The following is a 12,037-nucleotide window of genomic DNA, read 5'->3' as shown; positions in this document are numbered from 1 at the left end:
CACAGCTGTTTTTCCTTTGTGATCCCCTGTTAGCGCCAGCCTGTCCTTGCAAGCAATGCGGATATCCCTGGCCGCTCCTCCGGCCGCTTGTTTCCGGCTTCAGAGATTATGCTTCCGGAATATCCGTGGTCAGCACTTGTCCCAGCATTCATCCGAAAGGCCCTCTTCCATTTCCCGGGACGGGGTAACCCGAGTATCCTGAGCCATAAGCTCCCGAGCGGGAATGCCGGCGGCTACGGCATGCGGGGCGATGTCCTTAAGCACCACGCTGCCGGCGCAGATCCGGGCGCAGTCCCCGATCCGCACATTGCCGATCACCGAGGTGTCCGGGCCGATGAGCACCCCGCTCCCGATGCGGGGATGGCGAACGCCCTCCTGACAGGTGCTGGCATGACAGCCCAGAGTGACATTTTGCAGAATGGAAACGTCATCTCCCACCACCGTGGTTTCCCCCATGATAATGCCGGTGGCATGATCCAGCATAATCCCCTGCCCGATTACCGCCGCGGGGTGGATATCCACATGAAAGGTCTGGGAGATGATGCCCTGGAGAAACAGAGCCATTTCATGACGGTGGGATTCCCAGAGCCAGTGGCTGCACCGCCAGGCCTCCAAAGCATGGAAGCCCTTGCAGTAGAGAAGAACGGACACCCGGGATCCCCCCAGGCCGGGATCTCTTTCCACCGCCGCTTCAATGTCCCGGGCGATCATCTCCAGAGTGTCGGGCCGGCAGTTCAGAAATTCCTGAAAAAGCTCCCGGAGGGTCAGGGCCGGCATCACAAAGGAGGACAGCCGGGAAGCCAGCTGAAGACTGAGAGCCTCCGCCATGGATCCCTGATTCAGGATATATTCCTGAAAAAAGCTGGACAGCATCTTTTCCCGGGAGACGGTATCCCGGGCCTCGGCGACTATGGCCTGCCATACCTCTGATGATTTCTTCATGGGGTCTCCTTCCGGCTCTCGGATTCTGCTTTGTTCTCTGGTTCTGCGGGCTCTCTCTTTATCCCGGTGATTATACACGTTCCCGGGGCAAAATGGCGGCCTCAGGCCCCGGGGCGGCTCCCGGCCACGGCTCGCATTAAAAAAGGCCGCTCCCGGGAGCAGCCCTTACATTTCGTTCTTAAGCGCGGGTTAAACCGGGGGATAAACTCCCCGCGGCGCTAATCCACCTGCATGAGCTTCATGTTATTGGTCTTGCCCTGCTCATCGGTATCGCCATGGGTAATGATGATCCAGTCTCCGTGCGCCAGGTAGCCCTTTTTCTTAAGGGCCTGCAGAGCCTCCCGGGTGGCCTCTACCATGGTGCCGTACTTGGAGGAGTCAAAGGCCAGAGGATAAACGCCCCGGTAAAGAGCGCACCAGTTCAGGGTTCGCTGGGAGGGAGACAGCGCAAAAATCGGCAGCGGAGAGTGGAGGCGGCTCATGTAAAGCACCGTGCGGCCGGTTTCAGTCAGAGCCACAATGCCCTTGATGCCCGGGAGATGGTTGGCGGCAAACATGGCGGACATGGCAATGGTTTCCTCGCCGCTGGAAAACTTGCTTTCATTGCGGTAGGTGGAGACCACCATTTCCGGATGCTGCTCGGCGCCGCGGCAGACCTGATCCATGGCGCAGACCGTTTCCACCGGGTAATCGCCGGCGGCGGTTTCGGCAGACAGCATCACGGCATCGGTGCTGTCCAGGATGGCATTGGCCACGTCCATCACCTCGGCCCGGGTGGGCATGGGGGACTTAATCATGGATTCCATCATCTGGGTGGCGGTAATTACCGGACGGTTCAGAGCCCGGGCTCTTCTGATAAGACGCTTCTGCACGCCCATGAGCCGGGAATCGCCGATTTCCACCCCCAGATCGCCCCGGGCCACCATAATGACATCAGCGGCGCTGATCACATCATCCATGCATTCGTCGGAGTTTACCACCTCGGCTCTCTCAATCTTGGCCACGATCTTGGCATTGGATCCCGACTGCCGGAGGAGATCCCGGGCGAGCTCGATATCGCTGCCGGTGCGGGGGAAGGAAACCGCCAGAAAATCCACCCCGATCTCGGCGGCGGTCTGAATATCCTTGCGATCCTTGTCAGTCAGAGCCGGCGCGGACAGACCGCCGCCCTGCTTGTTTATGCCCTTGTTGTTGGAAAGGGGCCCCGGTATCAGCACCGAGGTCAGGATCCGGGGGCCCTTTACCGAAACCACGGAAAGCTGCACCCGGCCGTCATCCAGCATGAGCACATCTCCGGTATGGAGATCCTTGGGGAGATTCTTGTAGTCAATGCCCACGGCCTCCTGGGTGCCCTCGCCCTTTTCCAGCTCGGCATCCAGAGTGAACAGATCGCCGGTTTTCAGGAAGATCGGGCCGTTCTTGAAGGTGGAAATGCGGATCTTCGGCCCCTGGAGATCACCCATGATAGCCACGCATCTCCCCAGCCGGGATGCGATTTCCCGCACTCTCCGGGCCCGTCCGATGTGATCCTCGGCAGTTCCGTGAGAAAAGTTTATCCGCATCACGTTGGCGCCGGCCTTTATCAGTTCTTCAAGAACCCCTTCTCTGTCCAGAGCAGGTCCCATGGTGCAAACAATTTTGGTACGTCTGAACATAAAGTCCCCCTGTGTTCGTATTGATAATTCCGGGAAGCATCTCTGTTTCCGCCCGCTCCTTACATGATACCGCAAAAGAAAAGCCATTGGGCAAATTTCTGAAAACGTATTCAGCTTTTTTCTGCCGGCGCCCCCTGACAATTATTGTCAATTTGCCCCATATCGCAGGGGGGACATGACCGCCGGGATGTGATAATATTGAGGAAGCGAGAATTAATCACCTCCGGGAACCGCGGCTTCATCATGCTCAGGAAGAGCCCTCTCGGCAAAGCCGCATCCCGTAATTTTGGAATCATATATGGCAAAGAAAATTGGTATTTTTTACGGCTCCGACACCGGGCACACCGAGGAAGCCGCCAATCTCATGAAGGAACTTCTGGGCGACGATCTGGCTGATGTGTTTGACGTGCGCAATGTGGAAGACGCTTCCGTTCTTCTTAACTACGATCTGGTGCTTCTGGGCACCTCCACCTGGTATCTGGGCGAGCTCCAGGGTGACATGGACGCCTTCAAGGACAAGCTGGAAGAGCTGGATCTTACCGGCAGAACCATTGCCCTGTTCGGTCTGGGGGATCAGGTGGAATACTCCGACTACTACGTGGACGGCATGGGCCATCTCTATCACCTCCTGCTGAAGAAGGGCGTGAAGTTCATCGGCGCCTGGCCTACTGAGGGTTACGACTTTAACAGCAATCTGGCTCTCGTGGAGGGAGACAGCTCCAAATTCGCCGGACTGGCTCTGGACGAGGACAACCAGCCGGACATGACCCCGGAAAGAGTGGCCATCTGGCTGGAGCAGGTCAAGGCCGAAGCCGGCATTGCCTGATCCCCGGGCAAGACTCAGGGCGAGCATCAGGTGATCTCCTGATGGCTGGCTGCTGAAGCAGGGAACAAGGAACAATAAGCGAAGGCGCCGATCTTTAAGAGATCGGCGCCTTTTTATTGCTTCGGGTTAAATTGGCAGGTTGGGAAACCGCTACAGAAGATCCGCGGAATAGCCCCGCCGGAGAATCTCCTCCCGGTGTTCCGTGAGGGAAAGCGGCAACGGCCGCTTTTTGCCTTCATCGTCCACGGCCACATAGGTAAAGCAGGATTCGGCCACCTTGACCCGGGTGGAGCGGGCGCTGACGCCTCTCTTGGTCCAGAACTGGAGCCGCACCTTCAGGGAGGTGTTTCCGATATGGACGCAGCGGGCATACACGCAGACCACGTCTCCCACCTTCACCGGATTCCGGAACACAATCTCATCCACCGCCACGGTAACCACCTTGCCCTGGCACATCTCATAGGCCATCATGGCTCCGCCGGCGTCCATCTGGGACATGATCCATCCCCCGAAAACATCGCCGTTGGGGTTGGCATCCGCCGGCATGGACATGGTTCTTAGCATCAGAATTCCCGCCGGGGTTTCCGGGGTCTGAGATCCGGCTTCCGCATTGCATAAATCCGCCATGGCAAACTCCTGTTAAACTTCTGTGTGATTCGCTTCCCGCTGATTCCGGATGCCCGCCTCGATCACCGCCAGAATCCCGGAAAGGGTCTCATTGCGGCACACCTCCCGAAAAAGATCCTGAATCTCCGGCCGGGCCTTCCTGACATAGCCCAGAAACTGCTTGATCCGGGCCTTGATAAAATGATCCTCCGTTCTCCGGGAAAGGATGGCGGCAAAGCGCAGGCAGGCCTCCAGGGAGGAACTGACATCAAAGGGCTGCGCCTTGCCCCGGAGCACTCGCTCCAGATTGGGCACCGCCACCGCCTGGCGGCCCACCATGACATCCCGGAGTCCGGAAAGCTCCCGGGCCCGGGCATAGGACACGGGATCGATAATGTCTCCGTTGATGATCATGGGGATGCGGGTAAGCTCTCTCAGGGGATTAACCGCCTCCCATTTCACCGTGCCCGGGGCATAAACGTCATGGCGGGTGCGGGCGTGAATGGTTATCAGGCTGACCCCGGCGCGATCCAGATTTCTGATGATTTCCGGAGCCTCCGCCGCATCCGCCCAGCCCAGCCGGATCTTGGCGGATACCGGAATTTCCGGAGGCACCATGTCCCTGACGGCCCGGGCCACATCTCCAACGAGATCCGGCGTCCGGAGCACTGCGGCGCCGCCCAGGGAACGGTTAACCAGTCTGCTGGGGCACCCGAAATTAAGGTCGATGCCGGGAGCTCCCAGCTTTACAGCCACAAGAGCGCTGGCGGCCACAGTAGCGGGACGGGATCCCAGAAGCTGCACCCATACCGGAGTGCCCGCCGAAGTTACGCCGCCCTCGCTGAGCTCCGGAGCTTCCTTGAGGATGACCTTTTCGGGAAGCACCACCTCGGACACCCGGACGAACTCGCTCACGCACCAGTCATAGCGGTTAATTTCCGTTAAGAGGCGGCGCATGGCATAATCAAGCACCCCCTCCATGGGGGCCAGCACCACCCGGCCCGGGGTCAGGCCGGAGACAGTGTTTTCCGGCGCGGCAGATCCGGAATTGTCGGGAAGCTTTCTGTCCTGAGCGCTGGTCATTTCAGTCATCCTCGCTGTCGCAGCCCTGAAGCATGTTCTGCCGGAGCGCCTCTTCCGATACAAAGCGATCAAGATCTTCGGCATTCATCTCCATTTCGGCCTTATCGGTATACCAGGAGCGCCGGTCATCCTGCCGCACTCTGAAGGCCGCAATTTCCCCCCAGAGCTCCTTCCTTGTCATCTTGCGATCATTCCCGTCAAGATAAGCGGCCTTTTCCGCCCGGACGAAAGCATTTGTCCGGGACTCGATATCTTTTTTGCCGGGATAGACGCTGATTTTAACCCGCTTATCGTGCTTCCGGACAAAGCATTCATATTCCTGATCTGTAATATCGTCAAGGCGGGCGATATACTTGTAAATAAGATATTCCAGTCTCCCGGTATCGTTGCGCTTGTACCAGTCAGCGCCCAGAAATCTCCGGACATCATCAGTGCTGTTAAAGCCGGCCAGAACCTGCCTGTTCAACTCCAGCACCCGGACATTGTCATCAGAGGAAAATTCCCACATGGAAAAGCAAAAAATCGCCGCCAGAAGTCCCGGGATGTATCCCCAAAGGTTTTCAGACATAAACCTGGGGAGCCAGGGAAGATTTTTTTTAATTTTCCCGGTATAGGAATCCAAAAGGCTTTCATTGTCAGGATCGTCACGGGAACGCCCATTATCGGAACTGAAATTATCGTACATTAACAGGAATACCTGCATTAAGAGCCGCAAAGTCGGCGCGGCAGTAAAAAAACATCCCGGATCCGCGGCATTCATCCCCGCTTTCCGCCGGCGCCTATTATACCCTTTATTCCCCGCCGGCATTTCAGAAAATGTTCCGGAGGAAGATGGCCGCGATTTCGTATTTCAAAAACGCGGCGGAGGTCTTTAGCTTTGCTTTAGGTGTGTTTCTGTTAACAAATCCCGCCGGAAAACGCCCTGCCCCGGAGTCCCGGAACAAAAATCAAGGCTTTTTTCGGGGAGGTGATCAATTACCGGAGTTATCCACAGGATTATCCTCAGCTTTGCGGGAGCAAACCGTGATTAAAACCGGCGCCGCCGCGAAGGAAGAGGCAACCTCAGGAATAAAACCGGCATTAACCATGGAAGACCGGCAGGGAGTCCGGAAAATAATCAGCGCCTCTCCTTACGGGTAACAGCAGCACATTTGACAGGTTACCACCCTTAAACTGTCGAAAACACCGCTGAAAACCGGTACAATGCCTTGCAGGACAGGTACAATGCCTGCAAAAAAAACGGCTGCAGCTGCCGGAAGCAGGCTGTTACAGAAACAGCGGGATTCTGAGCGATTCCGCAAGAACTGAGACAATAATTTTAAAACCGGCCGGACTGACCCCCGGCTTCAGAAAATCGGCAGGAGATTCAATATGCTGGTAGCAACCCACAACGGCACCTTTCATGCGGACGAGGTTACCGCATCGGTTATTTTCACCCTTCTGGATCCGGAAGCCCGCTTTATCCGCACCCGGGATCCCGCAGTCATGGAGCAGGCGGACTATGTTATAGACGTATCCGGACAGTTTGATCTTGAAAAGCACTTTGATCACCATCCCCGGGAGTTCGGCGTGTTCCGGGATAACGGCATCAAGTACGCCACCGCCGGGCTCATCTGGCGGAAATTCGGCCTCCCTCTCCTGAAAAAGCTGGCCGGAGAAGCCGGACTCGGGGAGCTTCCGGAACACATCTATGAAAAGGCCTTTAAGACCATCGACAGAAATGTCATGGAATACACCGACCTTACCGACAACGGCCAGCTGGACAGCTACACCGCCGGCATTGCCAAAGCGGAAACCCCGGAGGAAACCGCGCTTTATAACAGGGTGAACCAGTTCTTTATGCACACTCCGGTCATCCCCTATCTGGTAGCCATGCAGAACATTCATGACGGCACCGATGAGGAGCAGATGGAACGCTTCACGGCCACGGTAAAGGCTCTGGCCACGCTGTACCGGAACATCTTTATCAAAACCCTCTCAGATACGGTAAAGGAAGAGGCGGTGCTTAACGCCTACGACAGATCGGAAATTCTCTGGCTGGATGAGAAGCTCCCCTGGTTTGATGCGGTGATGAACAACTGGGATGTTTTCAAAAACTGCAAAATCGCCATCTACCCGGACAAGAAGGGCTTTCGGATTCAGTCTCTGCCGGGTTCTCTCTCTTCCCGTTTTATAAACCGCTGCAATGCGCCCCGGGCCTGGCGCGGCAAGGACGGAGAGGCTCTCAGGGAGATCTCCGGCATCGCCACCGTGACCTTTGTGCACAACTCCGGCTTTACCGGAGGCGCGGAAACCCGGGAGGATATCGAGCTTATGGCCCGGAAGTGGATTGACGGCTCCGAGGACTGACAAGCAAGACTAAAGGCAACAGGGAAGCTTCGGCTTCCCTTTTTTGTGACCTTGTTCGTAATAATAGACACCGGCCCGGCCGGAAAACGGCACCGGCTCACGGGATTGGAATTATTTCCGGGGGGAATCCCGGGGTTCAGCATATAATCCCGCTGAAGCCGTTTCCCGGGGCCGCAGAAATTCGTAACCATGAGTCAGGAGCTTCGTTTACCGGCATATATCCGGATCGGAAAAACTGATAGAGGAAGCCCTGCCGCTTCCGGTTATCCTCCGGCCCGGCTGAAAAGCAGATAAGTTTGATAAAGCAGAGACCATAAAGATGAATACTTTTAGATTAACCGGAATGACCGCCAAACTCGCGCTTCTGGGACTTTTCCTGAGCGGACTTCAGGGCTGCGCAGTCATGTCAGAGGAAGAATGCTACGCCACCAACTGGTATGACAAGGGATACCAGGACGGCACTGAGGGCAAGGGCTCCGGCATGCTGGGCGAGTATGTGGAAGCCTGCAGCAAATACGTTAACGTTGACCGGAATTCCTATAATCAGGGCCGCCGTCAGGGAGCCGAGGTGTTCTGCGATCCCTCCCGGGCTTACAACATCGGTCTTCAGGGCTATACCCTCACCGATATCTGCCGCGGCACCAGATACGAAAGTGAATTTGTGGAGAACTACAAGGCCGGCTATGTGGTATACGACATGGGCCAGCAGATTGAAGAGATCGACAGAAAACTCTCTGACATCCGGGATCTTATGGACAGCGGAAACTTCCGCGGCGATACGTACGATAAGCTCAGGAGCAACTACCGCTACCTGGAGCAGCTGCGCTATCACGCTCAGGATGACTACAGCAAGCTGAGCAACGCCAACGGCAGAAGAGTCACCGTCAGAAACTACCGCAATGAAATCAACAGAATGCCCTATCCCGATGCCATGAGAGATGCCCGGGCCATGAAGGACAACATCGCCAAGGCCAATAAGGAATTTGACGCCATCAGAAGGGATATGGAAGAAGCCAACAGAAGGATGGACAGAGCCAAGGACGATCACGAATATAACAGATACAGAAAGCAGTGGGAGTGTCTCAGACATGCCGAGCAGCGTCTGCAGAGAAAGCTGGATGATTATACGCATTCCTATCATCCGTCCCGCCACCCTGACCTGAACAGCGACAGATACCAGTGCCAGTATCGTTAACCGGCTGCCTGGTCTGAATCAAACCGAAGCCCCGCATTTATGGCGGGGCTTTTTTATGCCAGGTTTAAGTTCCATGGGAGAGGCGGAAATAACCTTTGTCTATGTGTTTTTTTCAGATCCCCCGGCCATAATGCCATCTGTGCGGCAACCCTATTAACAATCGGATAACAACAGGATAAATTTAAGTCTATGCTCCAATTAAATTAGACAAAGATCACAAATTAAATCAGCATACAGATCAAAATATTGATTTTTGATTATTGGTGCCCCTCTGCCCCTGTAATAGAATCTTTGTATCAGCCCCTCTTTTTTAACCGGTTAAGAAAGGATTTTGTTATGAGATGCTTTGTAATGAAAACCCCTCAGTATGACGAGGATGCCCGGAAATTCTCCTGCACGCATGTTTTTGACAGGTTTAAAAAAACAGTGGAGAACGACAAGGATTACCAGCACAATCCGGGCAACGTTTTGTTTTCCTCAGGATCCATTAATATCATTAAAAAACCCTTCAGCAGAAGCTTCAGAATCATCATGGCCTGTCAGAACATGACGGTGCAGAACACCCAGGTAAGATGCTATGTCGCCCTGAAGATTTTCTCCCGGGCAGATCAGGATTATAAGGTTGTTTATTCAAATCGTTCTCCTGACAAGGACAGGGAACGGCTGAGCGGAATTAAAAATGCCTGCTGGGACGAGTATGCCGCTGAAATCGCCGAGAAGCTTAAGGAACCGGATAACACGGTTAGTCTGCCGCCGCTGAACACTGACGAAATCAACTTCATTCAGAGAACCGGCGGTCTTGCTCATGAAATCTTTAATGAAAAGCTGATTGAATCCAAGGACTGGGTGGCCACCACCAGAAATAAATTATTTCAGGATTACACCAAGGTCGGAGAAGCTGTTCAAAAACTGGTTTACGCGGCTTTTGAGAAAGACGAGTACGGTTTTCTGGAACAGTCCTACGGCGACGATGACATGAAGATTCTCGTAGCCAGAGATCCTGACTTTTCCGATTCCTGGTATCTTCTTAAAATCGGAACTGATGCGGATCTGGCCGCTTTTAAGGAGAAGCACAGCTTTACAGACACCCCGGAACTGGCCACCCTGAAAAGAATATGCACCCGGGCCTACCCCCTGTCCATGCTGGAAGGGGATTCTGATTTCTGGCGGGAAATGGAGAAGGATGAAAACAGCAACTTCATTCTCTCCGAAGAGGAACTGACCATTGTTTCCGATGTAATCAGGTTCCCGCTGTTTCTTACCGGAAGAGCCGGCAGCGGCAAATCCACCATGCTGCAGTATCTCTTCGCCGAGTATGTTCTCAGAAATCTGGAATACGAAACCGTCAATCCCCCGGTATATATCTCATACAGCTCCAATCTCATCGACAATGCCAGAAGACTGGCCACCAACCTTTTCACCAAAAACCACGCCTATACCAAAAAGCTGAAGGAACTGAAGAAAAACTTTGAAACTGACATTAAACCCCGTTTCGGCGCCTCTTTTCATGTATTTCAGGAGCTTCTTAAGGATTTTATTGAAAAAGCGGTTCCCGGCATTGTTGCTGCGCGCTTTTCGCCAAACAAGCATCTGACTTATGTGAAATTCCGGGAAAAGTGGGAAAGAAAAATCGGCCGCAATCATGACGCTCTGGAAAAATACGGCCCGGCCATCTGCTGGCACGTTATCAGAACCTATATCAAGGGCTGGAACGCTGACGAATATCTGACCCCTGAAATGTACGAGAACATCGGCCGGGACAACAAAAGCGTTTCTGACGAAACCTTCAAAATGATTTACGAAGATGTCTGGGAAAACTGGTACAGCAAGGTTCAGGATGATGAAGAACTTTGGGACGATCAGGATCTGGTGCGGTACTGCCTGGCCCCGGATGACGACAGCTGCGAAACCTGCGTAACCGACCGGTTCAGCGCCGTATTCTGCGATGAATCTCAGGACTTCACCCGCGCGGAGATTGACTTCATTCTCCGGATTTCCTCCTTCTCCCGGCGTCAGGTTTATGATGAAAATATGCTGTATCAGCTGCCCTTCATATTTGCCGGTGATGAATTCCAGACGCTGAACCCCACGGGCTTCAGCTGGAGTTCCCTGCGATCCTACTTCACCACCGAGCTTATGCATGTCACCAAGTCCAAGGCCGTGGGAGCAGTAGGGGCTCCGGATCCCGTGGTGCTGACGCATAACTACCGTTCTCCGGAAGCCATCACCAAGCTTGCTAACAGACTGCAGCTTTTGAATCATACCCGCTGCGCCCGCAAAGATAAATTCACCCCGCAGATTCCCTATCATACTCAGGATAAGCAAAGTCCGGTAGTGTGCCTGTCTCCCGGCGACCCTCTGGTATGGAAAAAACTGAACTCCACAGGTGTGGTGCTGATTATTCCCACCAGCGAAGGCCAAAGCGCCAAGGACTTTATCGAAAAATCCGACATCAAGGACTTTATTGAATTCTACGAAGACGGATCCGCCAAAAACATCACCATCTGCAATCCGTCCCAGGTTAAGGGACTGGAATATCCCTGCGTGGCCATCTACGGTTTTGACAATCTTCAGGATCCTTTCAAGGAACCGTTTAAGGAACTTACCCTGCAAAGTCTGTCTACCTGGTATAACACCTGCAGCCACGCTGATGACAATGAATCCCGGGAAATTGAGATCAAATACTTCCTGAACAATGCCTACGTTTCCGCCACCCGCGCCACCAGCAGGCTCTTTGTGCTTACCGATTTTTCAGAAAAATCCTTCTGGGCCTTTGCCTTTTCCGCCGATGATCCCAAACTCCAGGAAAGAATCAGCGCTCTTGATAAAACGATGATCGAGCACTCCAAATGGGAACCGAATTATTCGCTTCTGGGCTACATTGTCAAAGGGGATCCGGAATCTGTAACTCAGGATAAAATCATTAACATTGAAGAACTGGCAGAAACCTTCAAGCAAAAAGCCATGGATCTTCAGGATGCCAGCCTTATGCGTCAGGCGGCAGCGCGTTACCGGGAACAGGACAATGAAAACGGGCTGAACACCTGCAGCGCCTATGCCTGCCGTTTTGAAAGCAACTACCTGCAAGCGGCCAGATACTTTGAACAGGTTCAGAATTACGCAGAGGCTCTTAATGACTACTGGAACCTGGCCGGCAAGGACAAGGAAAACATCAGGGAGACTCTGAATTATATAAGCAGTCTTGGCGACAAAATCCGAGACCGGCGTATTTTTCTGGCCAGACATGCCTTAAACAAAAATATTCCTGCCAAGGAATTTAAAAATGATTTGTATTACTTAACAAAGGAATTTGAAACAAACCCAATTCAAAAATGCGAAGAATATAATCTTGATGTCTACAGAAATGTTTTAAACTTAATC

The 12,037-nt window shown here is 53.7% G+C and carries 9 protein-coding genes; 4 read left to right on the top strand and 5 right to left on the bottom strand.

Going from position 1 to position 12,037, the window contains the following annotated elements; translation table 11 throughout:
• Window positions 1-129: 129 nt before the first annotated feature.
• The gene (locus ACJROR_RS05715) at window positions 130-942 is read right to left on the bottom strand and encodes a serine O-acetyltransferase (RefSeq protein ID WP_406040998.1); all 813 of its coding nucleotides are present in this window, start codon (window positions 940-942) and stop codon (window positions 130-132) included.
• A 218-nt stretch (window positions 943-1,160) separates the two neighbouring features.
• Window positions 1,161-2,597, bottom strand: coding sequence for a pyruvate kinase (gene pyk / locus ACJROR_RS05710; protein ID WP_406041000.1), 1,437 nt, complete (start codon window positions 2,595-2,597; stop codon window positions 1,161-1,163).
• Window positions 2,598-2,895: 298 nt separating this feature from the next.
• Between pyk and ACJROR_RS05705 the strand changes: the two genes are divergently transcribed.
• Window positions 2,896-3,423, top strand: a complete 528-nt coding sequence (locus ACJROR_RS05705) for a flavodoxin (protein ID WP_406041002.1) — start codon at window positions 2,896-2,898, stop codon at window positions 3,421-3,423.
• A 150-nt stretch (window positions 3,424-3,573) separates the two neighbouring features.
• Here ACJROR_RS05705 and yciA read toward each other — a convergent pair whose 3' ends face one another.
• The 3 genes from yciA to ACJROR_RS05690 are packed head-to-tail and all read right to left on the bottom strand — an operon-like array spanning window position 3,574 to window position 5,797.
• Window positions 3,574-4,050: an acyl-CoA thioester hydrolase YciA gene (gene yciA / locus ACJROR_RS05700; protein ID WP_406546245.1), complete on the bottom strand. Its 477-nt coding sequence runs from the start codon at window positions 4,048-4,050 to the stop codon at window positions 3,574-3,576.
• Window positions 4,051-4,062: 12 nt separating this feature from the next.
• A complete protein-coding gene (locus ACJROR_RS05695; RefSeq protein WP_406546244.1) occupies window positions 4,063-5,112 on the bottom strand; it encodes a tRNA dihydrouridine synthase in 1,050 nt (349 codons plus the stop codon).
• 1 nt (window position 5,113) lies between these two features.
• Complete coding sequence (locus ACJROR_RS05690; protein WP_406546243.1) at window positions 5,114-5,797, bottom strand: hypothetical protein; 684 nt, start codon at window positions 5,795-5,797, stop codon at window positions 5,114-5,116.
• Window positions 5,798-6,483: 686 nt separating this feature from the next.
• Between ACJROR_RS05690 and ACJROR_RS05685 the strand changes: the two genes are divergently transcribed.
• The 3 genes from ACJROR_RS05685 to ACJROR_RS05675 form a co-directional block, all read left to right on the top strand.
• Window positions 6,484-7,461, top strand: a complete 978-nt coding sequence (locus ACJROR_RS05685) for an MYG1 family protein (RefSeq protein WP_406546242.1) — start codon at window positions 6,484-6,486, stop codon at window positions 7,459-7,461.
• Window positions 7,462-7,780: 319 nt separating this feature from the next.
• A complete protein-coding gene (locus ACJROR_RS05680; protein ID WP_406546241.1) occupies window positions 7,781-8,656 on the top strand; it encodes a DUF2799 domain-containing protein in 876 nt (291 codons plus the stop codon).
• 336 nt (window positions 8,657-8,992) lie between these two features.
• A partial coding sequence (locus ACJROR_RS05675; RefSeq protein ID WP_406546240.1) for a hypothetical protein occupies window positions 8,993-12,037 on the top strand: 3,045 nt, incomplete at its 3' end.

The organism is Succinimonas sp. (genome assembly GCF_045225735.1).
Taxonomy (GTDB): domain Bacteria; phylum Pseudomonadota; class Gammaproteobacteria; order Enterobacterales; family Succinivibrionaceae; genus Succinimonas.
Note: the sequence above shows the minus strand (reverse complement) of the source record. Positions and strands in the feature narration are given on the sequence as shown.

Coding starts and splice junctions, on each gene's coding strand:
- ACJROR_RS05715 (WP_406040998.1), bottom strand. CDS start 942: ATGAAGAAATCATCAGAGGTATGGCAGGCCATAGTCGCCGAGGCCCGG.
- pyk (WP_406041000.1), bottom strand. CDS start 2,597: ATGTTCAGACGTACCAAAATTGTTTGCACCATGGGACCTGCTCTGGAC.
- ACJROR_RS05705 (WP_406041002.1), top strand. CDS start 2,896: ATGGCAAAGAAAATTGGTATTTTTTACGGCTCCGACACCGGGCACACC.
- yciA (WP_406546245.1), bottom strand. CDS start 4,050: ATGGCGGATTTATGCAATGCGGAAGCCGGATCTCAGACCCCGGAAACC.
- ACJROR_RS05695 (WP_406546244.1), bottom strand. CDS start 5,112: ATGACCAGCGCTCAGGACAGAAAGCTTCCCGACAATTCCGGATCTGCC.
- ACJROR_RS05690 (WP_406546243.1), bottom strand. CDS start 5,797: ATGTACGATAATTTCAGTTCCGATAATGGGCGTTCCCGTGACGATCCT.
- ACJROR_RS05685 (WP_406546242.1), top strand. CDS start 6,484: ATGCTGGTAGCAACCCACAACGGCACCTTTCATGCGGACGAGGTTACC.
- ACJROR_RS05680 (WP_406546241.1), top strand. CDS start 7,781: ATGAATACTTTTAGATTAACCGGAATGACCGCCAAACTCGCGCTTCTG.